This is a genomic window from Embleya sp. NPDC020630, assembly GCF_044334985.1.
Classification (GTDB): domain Bacteria; phylum Actinomycetota; class Actinomycetes; order Streptomycetales; family Streptomycetaceae; genus Embleya.
On sequence record NZ_JBIRUB010000007.1, the window covers coordinates 332,032 to 349,751 of the forward strand.

General features: G+C 73.9%; 17 protein-coding genes. 6 read left to right on the plus strand and 11 right to left on the minus strand.

What is annotated here, in order from left to right:
• Positions 1 to 23: 23 nt before the first annotated feature.
• The gene (locus ACH4XV_RS25345) at positions 24 to 941 is read right to left on the minus strand and encodes a DMT family transporter (protein WP_395793516.1); all 918 of its coding nucleotides are present in this window, start codon (positions 939 to 941) and stop codon (positions 24 to 26) included.
• Between ACH4XV_RS25345 and ACH4XV_RS25350 the strand changes: the two genes are divergently transcribed.
• Positions 940 to 2,370: a PLP-dependent aminotransferase family protein gene (locus tag ACH4XV_RS25350; protein ID WP_395793518.1), complete on the plus strand. Its 1,431-nt coding sequence runs from the start codon at positions 940 to 942 to the stop codon at positions 2,368 to 2,370. The two genes, ACH4XV_RS25345 and ACH4XV_RS25350, sit on opposite strands and share 2 nt — an antisense overlap.
• 80 nt (positions 2,371 to 2,450) lie before the next feature.
• Here ACH4XV_RS25350 and ACH4XV_RS25355 read toward each other — a convergent pair whose 3' ends face one another.
• A complete protein-coding gene (locus tag ACH4XV_RS25355; RefSeq protein WP_395793520.1) occupies positions 2,451 to 2,828 on the minus strand; it encodes a VOC family protein in 378 nt (125 codons plus the stop codon).
• A 231-nt stretch (positions 2,829 to 3,059) separates the two neighbouring features.
• On the opposite strand from ACH4XV_RS25355, the gene ACH4XV_RS25360 reads away from it, so the two are divergent.
• Entirely contained in the window at positions 3,060 to 4,526 is a 1,467-nt protein-coding gene (locus ACH4XV_RS25360; RefSeq protein ID WP_395793522.1) for an MFS transporter, read from the plus strand.
• 39 nt (positions 4,527 to 4,565) lie between these two features.
• Here ACH4XV_RS25360 and ACH4XV_RS25365 read toward each other — a convergent pair whose 3' ends face one another.
• From ACH4XV_RS25365 to ACH4XV_RS25375, 3 genes are all read right to left on the minus strand, one after another.
• A complete protein-coding gene (locus ACH4XV_RS25365; protein ID WP_395793524.1) occupies positions 4,566 to 5,135 on the minus strand; it encodes a GNAT family N-acetyltransferase in 570 nt (189 codons plus the stop codon).
• Positions 5,136 to 5,301: 166 nt separating this feature from the next.
• Positions 5,302 to 6,081, minus strand: a complete 780-nt coding sequence (locus ACH4XV_RS25370; protein ID WP_395793526.1) for an SDR family NAD(P)-dependent oxidoreductase — start codon at positions 6,079 to 6,081, stop codon at positions 5,302 to 5,304.
• A gap of 94 nt (positions 6,082 to 6,175) precedes the next feature.
• A complete protein-coding gene (locus ACH4XV_RS25375; protein ID WP_395793528.1) occupies positions 6,176 to 7,393 on the minus strand; it encodes an MFS transporter in 1,218 nt (405 codons plus the stop codon).
• Positions 7,394 to 7,457: 64 nt separating this feature from the next.
• Here ACH4XV_RS25375 and ACH4XV_RS25380 point away from each other — a divergent pair, with 64 nt between their 5' ends.
• Positions 7,458 to 7,850 (plus strand): MerR family transcriptional regulator, encoded by a 393-nt coding sequence (locus ACH4XV_RS25380; protein WP_395793530.1) that lies wholly within the window; start codon positions 7,458 to 7,460, stop codon positions 7,848 to 7,850.
• Between the two features lie 864 nt (positions 7,851 to 8,714).
• Here ACH4XV_RS25380 and ACH4XV_RS25385 read toward each other — a convergent pair.
• From ACH4XV_RS25385 to ACH4XV_RS25395, 3 genes are all read right to left on the minus strand, one after another.
• Positions 8,715 to 9,020, minus strand: a complete 306-nt coding sequence (locus ACH4XV_RS25385; protein WP_395793532.1) for a hypothetical protein — start codon at positions 9,018 to 9,020, stop codon at positions 8,715 to 8,717.
• Positions 9,021 to 9,176: 156 nt separating this feature from the next.
• The gene (locus ACH4XV_RS25390) at positions 9,177 to 9,551 is read right to left on the minus strand and encodes a MerR family transcriptional regulator (protein WP_395793534.1); all 375 of its coding nucleotides are present in this window, start codon (positions 9,549 to 9,551) and stop codon (positions 9,177 to 9,179) included.
• Positions 9,552 to 9,671: 120 nt separating this feature from the next.
• Positions 9,672 to 10,436 carry an SDR family NAD(P)-dependent oxidoreductase gene (locus ACH4XV_RS25395; RefSeq protein WP_395793536.1) on the minus strand — a complete coding sequence of 255 codons (765 nt, stop codon included), beginning with the start codon at positions 10,434 to 10,436 and terminating at the stop codon, positions 9,672 to 9,674.
• Positions 10,437 to 10,611: 175 nt separating this feature from the next.
• On the opposite strand from ACH4XV_RS25395, the gene ACH4XV_RS25400 reads away from it, so the two are divergent.
• Positions 10,612 to 11,664: a 2-dehydropantoate 2-reductase gene (locus ACH4XV_RS25400; RefSeq protein ID WP_395793538.1), complete on the plus strand. Its 1,053-nt coding sequence runs from the start codon at positions 10,612 to 10,614 to the stop codon at positions 11,662 to 11,664.
• Between the two features lie 30 nt (positions 11,665 to 11,694).
• Here ACH4XV_RS25400 and ACH4XV_RS25405 read toward each other — a convergent pair whose 3' ends face one another.
• Complete coding sequence (locus ACH4XV_RS25405) at positions 11,695 to 12,711, minus strand: LysR family transcriptional regulator (RefSeq protein ID WP_395793540.1); 1,017 nt, start codon at positions 12,709 to 12,711, stop codon at positions 11,695 to 11,697.
• Between the two features lie 132 nt (positions 12,712 to 12,843).
• Between ACH4XV_RS25405 and ACH4XV_RS25410 the strand changes: the two genes are divergently transcribed.
• On the plus strand, positions 12,844 to 13,539 hold the full coding sequence (locus ACH4XV_RS25410) for a type 1 glutamine amidotransferase domain-containing protein (RefSeq protein ID WP_395793542.1): 696 nt from the start codon (positions 12,844 to 12,846) through the stop codon (positions 13,537 to 13,539).
• 73 nt (positions 13,540 to 13,612) lie between these two features.
• Here ACH4XV_RS25410 and ACH4XV_RS25415 read toward each other — a convergent pair whose 3' ends face one another.
• Positions 13,613 to 14,872: an MFS transporter gene (locus ACH4XV_RS25415; protein WP_395793544.1), complete on the minus strand. Its 1,260-nt coding sequence runs from the start codon at positions 14,870 to 14,872 to the stop codon at positions 13,613 to 13,615.
• 491 nt (positions 14,873 to 15,363) lie between these two features.
• Between ACH4XV_RS25415 and ACH4XV_RS25420 the strand changes: the two genes are divergently transcribed.
• Positions 15,364 to 16,536, plus strand: coding sequence for an ROK family protein (locus ACH4XV_RS25420; RefSeq protein WP_395793546.1), 1,173 nt, complete (start codon positions 15,364 to 15,366; stop codon positions 16,534 to 16,536).
• A gap of 78 nt (positions 16,537 to 16,614) precedes the next feature.
• Here the strand turns inward: ACH4XV_RS25420 and ACH4XV_RS25425 are convergent, their stop codons facing one another.
• Entirely contained in the window at positions 16,615 to 17,460 is an 846-nt protein-coding gene (locus tag ACH4XV_RS25425) for a serine/threonine protein kinase (RefSeq protein ID WP_395793548.1), read from the minus strand.
• Positions 17,461 to 17,720 lie beyond the last annotated feature (260 nt).

Sequence of the window (17,720 nt, forward strand, 5' to 3'; positions counted from 1 at the left end):
GACACCGTGCCGGCCGGGCTCGCCTAGTCGCTCGACCCCTGCGGCGGTGTCGATCTTGTGCGTTGGGTGAGGACGATGCAGGCCAGGACGGCGAGGGCGGTGAGGGGCGTCGAGGGGGTCAGGGTTTCGTTCAGGATCAGTACCGCCCAGAGCAACGTCAGTAGCGGTTGGGCCAGTTGCAGTTGGCTGGCGGCCGGGACGCCTATGCTCGCCATGCCCCGGTACAGGACCACGAAGCCGAGGAACTGCGAGACGGCCGCGAGGTACAGCACGCCGGCGACGCCGTGGCTTGCGAGGTGGACCGGCTCGGTGGCCAGGCCCGCCGCGGCGGTCGCCGCGGTGAACGGCGACGCCGCCACCACACCCCACGCGATCACCTGCCATCCGGGGAGGTGTCCGGCCAGTCGGCCGCCCTCGGCGTAGCCGGCCGCGCACAACACCAGGGCCGCGAACAGGTATCCGTCCGCCAGGCCGATGCCGCCGCTGCTCCGGGTCAGCGCGAAGGCCAGGACCACCGCGGCCCCCGCGAGCGCCGCCGCCCAGAAGGTCCGGCTCGGCCGTTCGCCGGTGCGCAACACCGAGCACACCGTGGTGGCCAGCGGCAGCAGGCCGATCACCACCGCGGAGTGCGCGGTCGACGAGGTCTGCAGCGCGAGCGTGGTGAGCAGCGGGAAGCCGAGTACGCAGCCGACGGCGACCACGACCAGGCCGAGCCGGTCCGCCCGACCGGGCAGCGGCGCGCGTACGGCGAGCAGTGCCGCCCCGGCGAACAGTGCGGCGAGCAGGCCGCGCAGACCCGTGACGCTCCACGGGCCGAAGCTCTCCAGGGCCCAGACGGTGGCCGGGAAGCTGAGCGAGAAGGCCAGGATCGCCAGTGCGGCCAGGGCCGTTCCGCCGACCGCTATCGGCGTCGGGCGGATAGCGCTATTCTGTGCTGTCATGCACAACAGTAGCGGTGCCGTCGATCTGCTGGCACTTCTGCGCAGTGAGTTGGACCGCTACTCGGTCGGCGAGAAGCTGCCGTCCAGTCGCTCGCTCGTCGAGCGCCATCGGGTCAGCCCGGTGACCGTCTCGCGCGCGATGGCCACACTCGCCGCCGAGGGCCTGGTCGTCTCCCGCCCCGGCGCCGGCGTCTACCGCGCCGATCCGACCCGCCCGGTGCCGGCGACCGGCGACACCTCGTGGCAGGAGGTCGCGCTCAGCGCCGAACCCGGCCTCCCGCCCCGGCGCAGCCCGGACGCGACCGGCGTGTTGTCCGCGCTCGCGGTGGCACCGCCCGAGGTGATCGACCTCAACAGCGGCTACCTGCACCCGTCGCTGCAACCCGAGCGCGCCCTGGCCGCCGCGCTGTCCCGGGCCGGCCGGCGCCCCGGCGCGTGGGAACGGCCGCCCATCGAGGGCCTGACCGAGCTGCGCGCCTGGTTCGCCCGGGACATCGGCGGCGCGGTCGCCGGCTCGGATGTGCTGATCACCGCCGGCGGGCAGAACGCGCTGACCACGGCGCTGCGTTCGCTGGTCGCGCCCGGGTCGCCGGTGCTGGTCGAATCACCGACCTACCCCGGCATACTGGCCGTGGCCCAGGCCGCCGGGCTGCGTCCGGTGCCGGTGCCGGTGGACGCCGACGGGGTGCGTACCGATCTGCTCGCCGACGCGTTCGCGGCCACCCGGGCCCGTGCGTTCGTCTGCCAGCCGCTGTTCCAGAACCCGACCGGGACGGTGCTCGCCCCCGAGCGGCGCGCGGAGGTGGTGCGCATAGCGCACGCGGCGGGCGCGTTCGTCCTGGAGGACGACTTCGCCCGCCGGCTCGTGCACGGCGACGCGCCGCCGCCGCCCGCGCCGTTGGCCGCCGACGACCCGAACGGCGTGGTGGTGCACATCCGTTCGCTGACCAAGGCCGGCTCGCCCAGCCTTCGGGTCGCCGCCCTGGTCGCGCGCGGCCCGGCGTTCGAGCGGCTGCGCGCCGTCCTGGCGGTGGACAGCTTCTTCGTGCCGCGCGTGCTCCAGGAGACCGCCGTGCAACTGGTCGGCGCCCCGGGCTGGCCGCAACACCTGCGCACGCTGGGCATCGCGCTGCGCGATCGACGCCGGGTCGTGGTCGACGCGCTGACCCGGCTGCTGCCCGAACTGCTTCCGGCCCGACTGCCGTACGGCGGCTACCACCTCTGGCTGCGGCTGCCCGACGGTCGCGACGTCCGGGCGCTGACCTCGGCGGCGCTGCGCGCGGGCGTCGCGGTCACGCCCGGACCGGGCTACTTCACCGCCGAGCCTCCGGCCCCGTACCTGCGCGTGGGGTACGCGTGCGCCGAGGGCCCGGAGCGGCTCGTCGAGGGCGTGGAGCGGCTGTATCGGGCCTACACCGGGCAGGTTTGAGGGCCCGCGCCGGGCCGACCGGGAGCATGTTTCGGAACCACCCTTGCCCCGCCCCGAGTCGCGCCCGTCGACCGCCGCCGTCAGGTGTACGGCCGGGTGATGATCTCCATGTTGTGGCCGTCCGGGTCGGCGAAGAACGCGCCTCGGCCGCCGTTCCACGTGTTGATCCGTCCGGGGAGGCGCCGGTGCGGGTCGGCGTACACGGTCACCTCGGCGCGGCGCAGCCGGTCCATGATCGCGTCGAACTCGGCCTCCTCGACCAGGAACGCGAAGTGCTGCGGGAACACCCGCTCCCCGGGCGCGTCCCAGAAGTCGAGGGTGACCCCGTTCGCCGTGCCGACCGGGAGGAACGGGCCGTAGGGCGCGCCGACGGTCAGGCCCAGGACATGCGCCAGGAAGGCGGCGGAGCGGTGCTTGTCGGTGGCGACGACGATGGTGTGGTTGAGCTGTACCGGCATCTCGACTCCTCGGCTGGGCGGCGCGTCGGGGGCCGGCCCGCGCCGTGTTCCGCCGATCCTCGATCGCGGGGCGACCGGCCGGCAGAGACCCGGACATCCAGGGACCGGCGATCCCAGGGTGGGCGCTCCACTGCTGCGTGGGGCGTGGTCGTGGCAGCGTTCGGACAGTCACCGCCGGCGCCTTTCGGACGGACACCGGCGACCTCCCCGCCCTGCCCGGAAGGGTTCGCCATGCCCGCATCCGACACCGCTCCCGGTCTGCGCCGGCCCGGCGCCGCCCTTGCGTTGCTCGCCTTCGCGAGTCTGATCACCTCGCTCGACTACAACATCGTGTATGTCGCGCTGCCCGACATCGGCGCGGGCGTCGGCTTCTCGGCGCAGACCCTCCAGTGGGTGGTGAGCGCGTATGCGGTGGTCTTCGGCGCGTTTTTGCTGCTCGGCGGCCGGATGGCCGATCTGCTGGGCCGGCGGCGGATGTTCGTGCTCGGCATGGGCCTGTTCGCGGCCGCCTCCCTCGCGGGCGGGCTGGCCGGCGCCCCCGGAGCGCTGATCGCGGCCCGCGCCGGGCAGGGCCTGGGCGCCGCTCTCCTCTTCCCCGCCACGTTGTCCCTGGTCAACACCACGTTCGCGGAGGGCCGGGCGCGCAATCGGGCGCTCTCCGTGTGGGCGGCGACCGGGTCCGGCGGCCTGATCCTCGGTTCGCTGCTCGGCGGCGTACTCACCCAGGCGCTCGGCTGGCAGGCGGTGTTCTTCGTCAACGTGCCCCTGGCCGGCTGCGCCGCGCTGCTCGCGTTCGTCGCACTGCCGGCCGATCCGGGCCGCGCCGTCGGCCGCCGCTTCGACGTGCCCGGCGCGCTGACCGCGACGGTCGGCTCCACGGCGGTCGTGTTCGCCCTTGTGCAGGGACCCGAACAGGGCTGGACCGCACCGCGCGTACTCGCCGCCGGCGCGGTCGGGATCGTCGCCCTCGCCGGGTTGTCGCCGATCGAGCGGCGCACCGCCGACCCGCTGATGCCGCCGCACCTGCTGCGCAACCGCAACCTGGGCACCGGGATGGCCGTGACGTTCCTGTTCATGGCCACGCTCGGCACCCTGCCGTACTTCCTCACCGTCTATTTTCAAGGTGTACACGGGTACGGGGCGCTGCGCACCGGCTTCGCGTTCCTGATCCCGCTGGGTGGGGGCTTCCTCGGCTCGCTGCTCGGCGGCCGGGCGGCGACCCGGTTCGGCGTACGGTCCACGCTGCTCGTCAGTCTGGCCGCGAGCGCACTCGGCCTGGTCGTGATCGGCCTGGGTATCTCCGCACACAGCGCCTACCTCGACCTGGTTCCCGGTCTGCTGGTCTTCGGGCTCGGCCAAGGCGTCGTCTACACCACGATGTTCGCCGCCACCGCGACCGGCGTGCCGGCCCCGGAGCAGGGTGTCGCGTCGGGGATGGCGTCCACGGGGCAACAGATCGGCGGCGCGATGGGCCTGGCCGTATTGGTTGCACTGGCCAACTCCGGGACGGGCGGCGGCCGGAGCGGTGAGGCGCTGCGGGTGGCGACCGCACACGGCCTGCGCGTCGCGGTGTTCGGCGCGGCCGTCGGTGCGGGGGCGGCCGCGCTGGTCGCGCTCAACTTCCGGCGGGTGGGGAGCGGCGACCGGGCGGCGGAGCGGGATTCGGTCGCCGAGGGCTCCCGGGTCGGCGCGTCCTGACCACGGGTGGGTCGGCCGCACGGCCCGGGACGGGGCCGGTCAGGTGGTCGGGATGCGATCGGCCGGCACCTCGTAGATGATTTCGAGGCCGTCCTCCTCGTCCATCTGCTCGCCCGTCTCGACGAAGCCGAAGCCCTGGATGGTCGCGAGCGACGCGGAGTTGTCGGGGGAGATGGTCACCCGGACGACTCGCACGTCGGGCTCCTCGGCCGCGCGCACGAGCAGCGACCTGAGCATCGCCCGCGCGTAGCCTCGGCGGCGCGCCTCCGGTACCACGGTGTAGCCGATCTCCACCATCCCGTTCTCGTCCGGCGGCCCGTGATAGCCGGCGTAGCCGACCACCGCGCCGTCCGGTTCGGAGACCGCCGCCCGGACCAGCCACGGGGCGCTCGCCGGGTCGGCGGTCACCTGGTCGAAGCGGTATCGCCACAACCAACGCGCCTGTTCGGACACGAAGAACTCGGGCAGGTCGAGGCCGGTCTGCTCGCGGGCCTCGGCCAGGTCCCCGGCCAACAGGGCGGTCAGCGGTCGGCCGACCAGCGGGATCCAGCGGACCTGCCGCTCGGGGGTGGTGGACGGGGGCCGGGAGGCATCAGCGGGATTGTTCACCAGCGGATCATCGGCGACGGTCGAGCGGCCGTCCACCGCATTTCCCGCCGCCCCCGCCGCAATCGCCCGTTCGGACGCGGCCCGGCCTGGCTCCGACCTCGCTCCCCCCGGGACCGACCGCTCCCGCGCCGCTCCCGGGGCTTTCACCCCGCCGAGCTCGAAGGGCTCAATGCACCGAGAGTCCGCCGTCGACGAAGATCGACTGACCGGTGACATACGCAGAACCGGCACTCGCCAGGAACACCGCGGCGGCGGCGAAGTCCTCGGCCACGCCGTTGCGTCCGACCATGGTGCGGGCGGCCAGCGCGGCGACCCGCTCCGGGTCGGCGGACAGTCGGGCGTTGAGCGGGGTCATCACGAACCCCGGCACCAGCGTGTTGGCGGTGACGCCGTGCGGGGACCAGGCCTCGGCCTGGGAGCGGGCCAGCGACTCCAACCCGCCCTTGGACACGCCGTAGACGCCGCTCTGCACGAACGCGCGGTGTGCCTGCTGCGAGGAGACGTGGATGAGCCGGCCGTAGCCGCGCTCGGCCATGCCGGGGCCGAACCGCTGCCCGAGCAGGTAGGGCGCCGTCAGGTTCACCGCCATCGTGGCGTCCCACACGTCGTCGTCGATGTCGCCCATCGGCGGGCGCAGGTTGATCCCGGCGCTGTTGACCACGATGTCGGGCTCACCGAAGATCTCGGCCGCCGCGTCCGCCGCGGTCCGTACCCCGGCGCGGCTGCCCAGGTCGGCGCTCACCCAGGCCGCCTCGGCGCCCTGATCGGTCAACTCGTCGACAGTGGAGACCAGTTCGGCCTCCCGTCGAGCGAGGACCACGACACGAGCGCCCGCCCGGGCGAGCGCCCCGGCGACGGCCCGGCCGATACCGGAGCTGCCGCCGGTCACCACGGCGACCCGGCCGTCCAGCGAGAACAGTTCGGAGAGATATCCCTGCGCGCTCATGCCCGCACCCTAGTGACCCGGCCCCCGGAGCGAAGGCGGGGGGCCGGGCCGGATCGTCGGAGGTGTCGCGGCAGGTGTCGTCGAACGCCCCGGATCACTCGCCGGAGGCGCCGCGTCGGGCCGGGAAGCCGTGCGTACGGGCGCCGATCACCACCGCCAGGACCGGGACGAGCAGCACCAACACGCTCCACGGGAAGGACGTGGCGCCGAGCAGGTCGAGCAGGATCGCGCCGACCACACCGCCGCCGGCCATCGCCACGTTCCACAGCGTGACGAGCATGGCCTGCGCCGCGTCGGCGTCCTCGCCGCCCGCCTCGCCGACGGCGGTCTGGAGGAGCGTGGGCGCGCCGCCCCAGCCCAGGCCCCACAGGATCGCCGCGAGATAGACCATGGCGTGGCTGTCGGAAAGCACCGCGAGCACCCCGGCTCCGGCGCCGAACAACAGCGTGGCGGCGATGGTGAGGGTGCGCAGCCGGCCGTGGATCTGCGCGCCGACGATCCAGATGCTGACCAGCGACGCGCCGCCGAATACGAGCAGGACCAGGTCGGTGGAGCCGTCCATGTCCACGTGGTCGAGGTAGGAGGCGATGTAGGTGTAGAGGATGGTGTGCGCCAGTACGAACACCAGCGTGACGAACAGGACGGGGCCCACCCCGGGAATGGCCACCGTGCGCAGCAGGGGCTTACGTTCGTCCGGGCGTTGGCCGGGGTGGTCGGGGACGAGCGCGACGATCCAGCCGATCAGCAGTACGGCCAGCGCGGTCATGATCCAGAAGGTGGTGCGCCAGCCGAACGTGTCGCCGAGGAAGGTGCCGGCCGGTACGCCGAGGGACAGCGCGACGGGGATGCCGGCCATCACGATGGCGATCGCCCGGCCCTGGAGGTGCGGGGGCGCCAGGCGGCGGGCGTATCCGGCCAGCAGGGCCCAGGCCACGCCCGCGGCCACGCCGGCCACGAAGCGGGCGACCATGGTGAGCGGGTAGTTCGCCGAGACGGCGGTGACCGTGTTGGCCGCGGCGAAGCCGCCCATCGCGGTCAACAGCAGCCGCTTGCGCCGCCAGCCGGCGGTGGTGGCCGACAGCGGGATCGCGGTCAGCGCGGTACCGATCGCGTAGATCGTCACGGACTGGCCCATCGCGGATTCGCCGACCCCGAGGTCGGAACTCATCGCGGGCAGCACCCCGGCCGGCAGAGTCTCGGTCAGGCTGGTCGTGAACACCGCGGTGGCCAGTGCCAACAGCGCGCCCATCGGCAGCTTTCGGTGGGCGATCGTGGTGTGGGAAGGTGATTGTGCGGTGATGTCGTTGCTCATGCTGCGTATGCTCGAACCCTCACATTGATGTGAAGGTCAAGCGACGAGACGTGAGGTGGATCACATGCGTATCGGAGAGTTGTCGGAGCGCACCGGCACCCCCCGACGACTGCTGCGCTATTACGAGGAACAGGGCCTGATCGTCGCCGATCGTTCGGCGAACGGATACCGGGACTACGACGAGTTCTTCGTGGACCGGGTGATGCAGATCCGGGGCCTGCTCGATGCCGGGTTGCCGACCCGGATCATCCGACAGATCCTCCCCTGCCTCGACAAGCCGAGGGTCATCCACTTCCCCGACGCGACACCGGAGATGATCGCCACGCTCGAACACGAGCGCGACCGAATGACCGAACGCGTCAACTGCCTCATCCGCAACCGAGACGCGATCGCCGAATACCTGGACGCAGTCCGCACCGACAACCGCCCCCTGGAACCCACCACGGCCCCCTCCTGACGGCCACCGGCATGGTTACCGCCCCCTGACCGGACCCCCCGACCCACACCACGCGAACACGCACACCAATACCGCCCCCGGGCCGTCCCCCCCGGGCCCAAACCCCTTGCCCACCCTTCCCGTTCAAGCGCTACCGGATCCAGCGGGTGTCGCGCGGTGCACGGCCGCAGGCGGGGCGTTACCGGGAGTTCGTGCGGTGCGACACCGATGTGATCGACGTCGACCGGGTGCCCTGTGCGGTTCCCCGACCCGGACGGTTTCCGGTCGCTTCCATGGCTTCCCGATGAGGTCGGTGCCGGGAATCGGCCACTCGTGCGGTCGTAGCGTGAACGATGGTCGGGGGTACCAGTCGTCGATCGTGAATCGGTGTGAGGGTAGGACCGTCGGCCGGGTTGCGGGATCGAGCGCGGAGTCGAACGTCGGGTTGCCGCGGGCCGGGTACCCCGGGTGTGAGCGCCCCGGGATCGGCGGAGGGGACGACGGGGGTGCGTCGTGGATTCGTACCGACTTCCATGTCAGGACGGACAGGAGGCCGGCGCCCACCGGAACGACCGCGGCCTTCGCGTGCCGCTCGGAAGTCGTCGACCGGGCCGTCGTCGACTCGTTCGCCGGCTTGCGGGCGGGCGTTGCCCCGCCGCTCGGCGCCGTCACGGGGCGGGTCGCGTCCACACCGCATGCGTCGAGGCGGGCGCGCAGTTCGCGTGCGGCTTCGGGATCCGAAGCGGCGCGGCCCACCAGGGCGTGGGCGGCGCCGGCTTCCGCGTCGGCGGGGGCGGAACGTACCCGGACCGACCCGGTTGACCTGGTGCCCCGCTTCGCGGCGACCAGGTCGTGGCCGACCAAGTGGCCCAGGGCGAGCGGGAGTTAATCTTCCTCGTCGAGGTCCCATCGGCGGTGCCCCCATGCGGTGGCGCGCAGGGCGACGGACAGTTCCCGAGCGCGGCCGGCCTCCAGGAGGTCCAGCACGTCGGCCGACGGGACGCCCGACCGCGAGCGCGCTCGGGACGTGGCGATGGTGCCGACGGGTGTGGCGAGTTCGCGCAGGGCCCGAGCCGTCTCCAACTGCGTGGCCTCGCGGAGCCAGGTGGCCCACGGCCGGGAGATCTGCGTGCGCCCGGTCCGGAGCCGGGCGAGTGCCGGCCAGACGGTCGCCGGCAGGGTGGCGACCACGCCCGGGAAGGCGGGTGTCGGAGCCGGCCCGGCACCCGCGGGCTCGGCACGGATCTCCGCCAGAGCCGCGAGGCGGTCGCCGAGCGGCGGATGCGAATCGTGGCGCCTCGTCCCGATGCGGAACGAGGCGCTTTCGGATGTGGCGCGCCGGCGGGCCTATGCGCTGCGGATGCGTTCGACGCCTGCGCGGCGCAGGGCCGCCGCCAGGTTGTCGCGGGCCGTGGTCTGCGCGGCGATCCGGGCGTCGAGTACGGCCAGCCGGTCGAGGGCGATGCGCAGGGCGGTGTCCGACGGGGGGCGGGCGGCGACGTCGACCCCGGCGTCCAGGCAGGGCAGGAACGCCCGCACGTCGTCCAGCGTCAGGCCGACCGCGAGCAGGTCCCGGATCGAGCGGACCCGGGCCACCACGCGCGCGTCGTACTCCCGGTAGCCGTTCGCCGCCCGCGTCGACTCGATCAGCCCCGCCTGCTCGTAGTGCCGCAACGCGCGCGGGGTGGTCCCGGTCGCGTCCGCCAACTCCCCGATCCGCACCCGACCCTCCCGGCCCGCCTGGACGCGTCGGCGTCCCGGCCCGATCCACCCGATCCTCGCACGGCGGGTACGGGGAGGGTGGACCGGTCGAACCCCCGCCGTCGGCGGAACGGGCCCGGCTCAACCCACGACCGCGCCGCCGTCGACCGGGAGCACGATGCCCGTGACGAAGGACGCGCCCGCAGCGGTCAGGGCCGTGACGGCCCACGCGATCTCCTCCGGGACGCCGATGCGGCCCAGCGGGGTGTGGGCCAGTTGCCACGCGCGGATGGCGGCCTGCCGCTCGGGGCTCACCCCGTTGTGCTCGGCGATCGGCGTGCCGACCGCGCCGGGGGCGACCGCGACCACCCGTACGCCGCGTGGGGCCAGCTCGACCGCCCAGCTGCGGGTGAGCAGTTCGAGCGCGGTCTTGGTCGCGGCGTAGAGCGAGTTGCCCGGCCACGCGCGTTGGCCGACCGAGGTGGTGATGTTCACGATCACGCCGCCGGCGCGCTCCAGGAGGGGGAGTGCGGCCTGGGTGAGCAGGAGCGGGGCGATCAGGTTGGTGGCGAGCAGCGGGTCGATCGTGGTGCGGGTATAGGCGCCGAGCCCGCCGGTGCCGACGATGCCGGCGTTGTTGACCAGGACGTCGAGCCGGCCGTGCGCCTCGGCGATGGTGCGGACGATGCGCTCGGGCTCGCCCTCGGCGGTGATGTCGGCGGTGAGCGGGGTGATCCGGGGGTGGCCCTCGGCGGTCTCGGCGAGGGGTTCGCGGCGGCGGCCGACGGCGATCACGTGGGCGCCCTCGGCGGCGTACGCGCGGGCCGTGGCCCGGCCGATGCCGGTGCCGGCGCCGGTGATCAGCACGATACGGGAGCCGGCGGTGGGGGTCTCGGTGGTGTCCATGCGGCGATGTTCCGACCCTGCCGCCAACGGCAGGGTCAAGCGCACATCGGCCCGGGCGGCATGTGGGCGACTCGCCCCCGGACACCTCGAACACGGGTGCGGTGCGGGGACGTACCCTTGCGGATTGGTTCCCCGGCCGGCCCCGGCCCGTCCCACCCGTAGGCGGAGGTTGTAGATGTCCCAACCCGCTCCCCGTTCGCGGCCCCGTCCCCGGATCGCGATCTTCGGCGCCGGCAGCATCGGCGGCTACCTGGGCGGTCGGCTCGCCGCATTCGCCGACGTCACGCTCATCGGCCGACCGGCCCTCGCCGACGCGCTCCGGGACGGGTTGACGGTGACGGGCGCGGGCCGGCCCCCGACGGTGGTCGAACCGGAGCGGCTGACCGTGGCCGGCACGCCCGACGCGGTCGCCGGCGCCGACTTCGTCCTGGTGACCGTCAAGTCGGTGGCGACCGCCGAGGCCGGCCGGGAACTGGCGGGGCGGCTGGGCCCGGCCGCGCTCGTGGTCAGCCTGCAGAACGGGGTACGCAATCCCGCCGTGTTGCGCGCCGCGCTGCCCGCGCACACCGTGTTGGCCGGCATGGTCCCGTTCAACGTCGTACGCACCGAGCCCGCCGTGTTCCACCAGGGCACCTCGGGCACGCTGATGATCGACGCGAACCCCCGGGCGCTGCCCCTGGTCGACGTATTGGTCGAGGCGGGCGTACCGATCCAGGTCCGCGAGGACATGTCCGAGGTACAACACGCCAAGTTGCTGATGAACCTGAACAACGCGATCAACGCGCTGTCCGGCCTGCCGCTGCGCGACCAACTCGGCCGGCGCGACTACCGGGCCTGCCTCGCGCTGTGCCAGGGCGAGGCGCTGGCCGCGTTCCGGGCCGAGGGCATCCGCCCGGCCAAGCTCGGCCCCGCCTCCGCCGCGCGCACCCGACACCTGCTCTCGCTGCCCGACCCGCTGTTCCGCCGGTTGGCGAGTTCGACCCTTCGGGTGGACGCACAGGCGCGTTCCTCGATGTGGGAGGACCTGGAACGCGGCCGGCCCACCGAGATAGACAGCGTCCAGGGCGAGATCCTGGCCATCGCCGAGCGCAACGGCCTGACCGCCCCGGCCAACGCGCGCCTGATCGAACTGATCCGCGAGGCCGAGGCCGTCCCGCCGGGCGAATCCCGCCACTGGAGCGGCGCGGACCTGCTCGCCGAACTCACCCGGGCGGTCGCGGCGGCCTGATCGAGGCGGCTCGGCCCATCGCGGCCCGCCTCACCACCCCCGCGCCGCCCGGATCAACCGCTGCTCCACCAGGCCCAGATGCGGGTGCTGCGCCGCGCCGGCACGGCGTACCAGGAAGCCGGTGTTGATCGGCGGATCGTCGGGGGTGAGCAGCGGTACCAGCGCGCCGGTCGCCAGCTCGGCCGCGCACAGGTAGCGCGGCAGGACGGTCAGGCCCGCGCCGGCGACCACCGCGGCCAGTACGCCGCGCAGATCCGGGACGGTGATCGCGGCACGTTCGGTGAGCCGGGTGCCGAACACGTGTCGCCAGTAGCGGCGGGCGATCGGCAAGTCCTCGGCGTAGCTGACGAGCGGGATCCCGCGGAGCGCGGCGGAGCCCTCGGCGGCGATCCGTGCCGGATCGACGCGGCGTGCCCACACCGGTGCCGCGACCAGCACGAACTCCTCGTCCATCAGCGGTACGGCGGCCAGCGTCCGGCCGCGCGGCCGGATCGTGGCCAGCACGAGGTCGTGCCGACCCGCGCGCAGCCCCTCGAGGAGGTCGTCGGTCAGCCCGGTGGCGATCCGCAGCAGCACGCCGCGCTCGATCAGCGGGACCAGCGCGGGCAGGACGAGCGTGCACAGGATGTCGGCGGGACCGGCCAGATGCACCGGCTCGGCGGGCGGGTCGACGCCGAACCGGTCCGGCTCGGTCACCTCCGCGAGGGCGTCCAGCGGCGCCGCGACCCGCACCGCCAGGTCGTCGGCGACGGGTGTGGCCGCCACGCCCCGGGGCAGCCGCTCGAACAGCGTGCGACCCAGCCGCCGCTCCAGCGCCCGGATCTGGGTGGTGACCGTGGGCTGGGACAGACCCAGGACCCGGGCACCACCGGTGAACGAGCCGGCCCGGTGTACGGCCAGGAAGGTGCGCAGCAGGCCCAGGTCCAACGGGCCGCGCGGGTCCGGTATCGCGGACGCCGGCGTCGGGTCGGACGCCGGGGTGGGAGCGGACGTCGGCTCAGACGTCGGCTCCGCGCTCACCGATCCATCGGAACTCGCATGGCTCATGATGGAGAGCCTATTTGAACCCTGATGGGTGGGCGCTCTACGTTCGACGCGACGGCGCGAGGGCGTGCCGGCAGATCGCACGAGGACGCCCGGGCATACCCCGCTCGGCCGCCCCGAATGGAGGGATGACAGATGGCGAAGATCCTGTTCGTGCTCACCGGGTCCGACCACTGGACGCTGGCCGACGGTACCCGGCACCCGACCGGCTTCTGGGCGGACGAGGCGGTGGCCCCGTTCGAGGCGTTCACCGCGGCCGGTCACGAGGTCGTGGTGGCCACACCCGGCGGGGTGGTGCCGACCGTCGACGCGGCGAGCCTGGCCCCGGATGTGAACGGCGGTCCGGACGGGGCCGCGGAGGTCGCCGCGGGCCTGGACCGGTTCGCCGCGCTGCGCGCGCCGCTGGACCTGGCCGAGGTCGAACTCGCCGACTACGCGGCCGTGTTCTACCCGGGCGGACACGGGCCGATGGAGGACCTGGCGGTCGACGCGACCTCCGGTGCGCTGCTCGTCGCGGCGCTGGCCTCGGGCAAGCCGCTGGGTGTGGTCTGCCACGGGCCGGCGGCACTGCTGGCCACGGCGGACGCGGACGGCACGTCGCCGTTCGCCGGCCGTCGGATGACCGCGTTCACCAATGCCGAGGAGATCCAGGCGGGCTTCGGCAAGCGGGCGCACTGGCTGCTCCAGGACCGGCTGATCAACCTGGGCGTCGACTTCCGCGAGGGTGACCCGTGGGCGCCGCACGTGGTCGTCGACGACAACCTGTACACCGGCCAGAACCCGGCCTCGGCGGCCCCGCTCGCCCGGGAGATCGTCAAGGCCCTGGGCTGACCCGGCCCGCGTGGCACGGCCCGGGGCGGGGATGCGCCCCGGGCCGTGTGGCGCGGTCGGCTTTCGCGCCCCATCAGCGCTCCGGCGGCGGGAAGACCACGGTGGTGGCGGCGCCCGACGAGGAGGTGCCGATCCGGATCGATCCCCAGGCGGGCTCGGGCGCGGGCGGCGCGGCCTCGGGCGGGGCGGTCTCGGGCGGGGCGGGTCGGCTGCCGGCCGGGGGCGGCGCCGAGGGATTGAGCAGCCGCGCGGTCGGAATCAGGATCGCGGTGAGGACGGCGACCACGGCGAACGAGGTGTTGAGCGAGGCGTGGTCGGCGATGGCGCCGACGATCGCGGGGGCGATCAGGCCGGACGTGTAGGTCACCGTGGCCACGCCGGCGATGGACCGGCTCGGATTGTCGCCGACCCGGCCCGCCGCCGCGAAGGTCAGCGGCAGGACCGCGGCCACGCCGACCCCGAGCAGCGCGAAGCCGAGCGCGGCGGGCAGGGGGGAGTGCGAGGCGGCGACGACGACGGCGCCGACGGTGCTCAGGGCCGCGCCGGCGCGGATCGTACGGGTCACCCCGAAGCGGTCCACCACCATCCCGGAGAGCAGTCGGGCGACGGCCATCGTGCAGGCGAATCCGGTGAACGCGAGGGCCGCGACGCCGGGGGAGGCGCCGGCCACCTCCTTCAGGTGGACCGCGCTCCAGTTCGCGCCCGCGCCCTCGGCGAACACCCCGCAGAAGCCGACGGCGCCGATCGCGAGTACGGCCTTGGACGGCAGCGCGAAGCGCGGTGGGGCCTCGGTGTCGGCGCCACCGCCGGCGCCGGCTGCGGCCGGCCGCGCGTCGAGGAGGTTGCGGCCGGCGAACCAGCCCGTGACCGCGAGCAGTATGGCCAGGCCCGCCATGTGCAGGCGGGCGTCCAGCCCGGCGAACGCCGCCGCCGCGCCCACGCCCGCGCCGAACAGCGCGCCGGCGCTCCACATCCCGTGCAGCAGCGGCAACGTCGAGCGCTTGACCCGCTGCTCGACCACGAGCCCCTGCGTGTTCATCGCGACGTCGGACATCCCGGCGCCGACGCCGAACACCAGCAGCGCCGCGCACAACCAGACCAGCCCCGGCGCGGACAGGGGCAACAGCGGCACCGCGCACCACACCGCGATCAGACACCGCAGCGCGGTCCGCCCCCCGTGCCGATGCACCAGCGAAGCGGCCAACGGCATGGCGAGGGAGGCCCCCACGGCAGGCGCCGCGAGCGCGACCCCCAACTGCCCCGCACTCAAATCCAGATGCCCCTGCAACCAGGGCAACCGCGCCGCGAACCCACCCCCCACGGATCCATGCACCGCAAATATCAAACAAGCCGCAACCCGAGCCCGCCCGGCCTCCCCATCCACATCCGGCTTCGCCCGCCCACCGGCAGCACCCGGCGGGCCCGCCCCGGCGGCCCCGTCCAGCGGCCCCCCGCCTCCCGTTCCGCGTACACCGCCCGCCGCACCGGCGGCCACACGCTCGCCCGCACCGCGCACCGGGCCCGCGCCGACCGCCTCGCACGCACCGTCCGACGCGCCCGTGTTCGCGCGCTCGACCGCGTCGCTTGTCCGCCCCGTGCTCGCCGGCTCGTGTGTGGCGCCCCGCTCGGTCGGGCCCGCTTCCGCGGTCGCGCCGGCCCCCGTGAGCCCGCCCGTTTGCGGAGGTGGCGAGGGTGGGTGGCTCGGGGGCGTTTCGGCCTGGGGGTGCGGAGCGGGCGGGGTGTGGCAGATGTTCGTTTCGGTCATGGCGGGAAAATTATCAGGCAGGGTTCCTGAAAGAAAGACTTTGCGTAGGATCGGTTCCCATGACAGTCACCGCCCGTACCGCCACGCCGAGCACGTGTCGTGCGATCAACGACCGCCTGGCCCTCGATCTGCTGATCGAGCACGGCCCCCTTACCGCCGCCCAGCTCAAAACGCTGACCGGGCTCTCCCGCCCGACCGTGGCGGACCTGGTCGACCGCCTCGGCAGCGCGGGACTGATCCACCTGGCCGGCGAATCGGGCACCCGCCAACGCGGCCCGAACGCGCGGCTGTACGGGATCGTCGCGGAGCGCGCCTATATCGCCGGCCTGGACGTCCGCCTGGGCGGCGTCGAGGTGGTCGTCGCCGACCTGACCGGCCGGATCGCCGCGTCCGGCACGCTCGCGATACCGGCGAACCGGGAGCCGACCCGCGCCATCGCCGACGTCCTGGCCCTGGTCGACGACACCGCCGCCCGCGCCGGCGCCGAGACGCTGCACACGTTCGGCGTCGGCGCACCCGGCCTGATCGACCCCGTCACCGGCAACCTGGGGGTGGAGGACTTCCTCCCGGCCTGGCACGCCCTCCTGCCGGCCGCGCTCCGCGACCGCGGCCGGGTGGTCCTGGAGAACGAGGCCAACCTCGCCGGCATCGCCGAACAGCGCTTCGGCGCGGCCCGCGGCCTGGACACGTTCGTCCTGGTGTGGCTGGGCCAGGGGATCGGCGCCTGCGTGATGCTGGACGGCCGACTGCGTCGCGGCATGTCGGGCGGCAGCGGCGAGTTGGGCTTCCTGCCGGTCCCGGGGACGGGTCGACTGCCGTCGCGGGCGGACTGCGAGGGCGGCTTCCAGAGCCTGGCCTCGGGCGCCGCCGTGGAGGAGTTGGCCGCCCGGCACGGCCTCACCGGTACCGCCGAGGAGTGCGTACGGGCCGCGGCGGAGCGGGACACCGGGGCCGCTGCGGCGTTCCTCGACGAACTCGCCGACCGGGTGGCACTCGCCGCCGCCGCGCTCGCCGTCATCCTCGACCCGGGCTGCGTGGTGCTGGGCGGGGAGACCGGCCGGGCAGGCGGCGCGGCCCTCGCCGGGCGGGTCGAGTCCCGACTCGCCGAGCTGACGCCCCTGCCCACCCGGGTGCTCGCGGGGACCGTCCCGGGCAGCGCGATCCTGGACGGCGCGGTCCTGACCGCCCTCGACGACGCCCGCGACGCCCTGTTCGGCAGCCCACAACGCTGAGCCCACCGGGGGACCGGCCGCCGTGCCCCAAGCCGAGCCCGACCGACGCGACACCCGAACGGTGCGCGTCCCCGACGATCACGCCCGATACGTACCCGAGAGCATGCCCGCCGGCGCCACCGCGCTCCACGCGTCGAAAAGCTCGGTGACGTTCGCGTAGCGCTCCGCCGGGTCGCGCCGCGTCGCCCGTTCGACCACCGCGAGTTGCGCCAGGGTGCCGCGCCACGCGCGTTCCTCGTCGCCCGCGTCCAGGAGCAGGCGCAGCGTGCGGCCGAGCAGGAACACGGTGCCGGTCCGGGTGACCAGCGCGCCGCGCCGACTGTGCTCGGGCGGCATGTAGCGGGTGGACCCGGACAGTCGGGCGCAGTCGAGCACGAACGGCGCGCTGCGGTACTCGTCCAGGTCGATCAGGTGCACCCGACGCGCCGGGAAGTCGTAGAGCACGCAGCCGTCGTACCAGTCCACCCCGACGTAGCCGGCCGCGTCGATCAGCCGGTGCGCGTCGAGGATCGCTTCCAGAGCCGCGTGTACGTCGTCCAGCGGCAGCGCCCGAAAGCGGGCCAGCGGCGAGGCCGCGCCGGTGCGCAGCAGCTTGCCCGCACGTTTGACGGTCGAGTGGTACAGCACCTCGCCGGACTGCCACGGCCCCACCGTCACGGGCACGCCGCCGGCGGTGAACGTGTGCAGGATGGGCACGATCGCCGGGTGGCGGACGTGCGCGTGCAGGTCGATCGCGCGACGCAGGCTGAGCGCGGACGCGGGGTTGGGGCCGGTCTTGACGAACCAGTTCCCCTCGGCGTGCACTCCGTACGAGACCGCACCCGAGCCCTGGTCACCGAAGGTCGTGTGCACGGTTCCGATCGAGTGCAGGAAAGCGGTGGGATCCTGCGGGGTGTCGACGGCGTCGAGCAAGGGGTGCGGCACGGCAATCGGCCTTTCCTGACGGGTGTCCGGGACCCGCCGCCCGGGGGTCGGCAGCGTGGACGGATCGAACTTTGTGGGCTTCGGGTCCTTATGCCGAAGGTAGCGCCCCCGGCAAGAGCGATGGGGCGTTTTCCCCGGAAGCCCGGCAGATGAGCGGCCCGAAAGCCCCGCAACAACCCCGGAAGGGAACAGGGATTCGGACACCGAAGCCCCGAAAGCGACAATTGCGCAAGCACGTTACGACCGACGCACCCCCCACC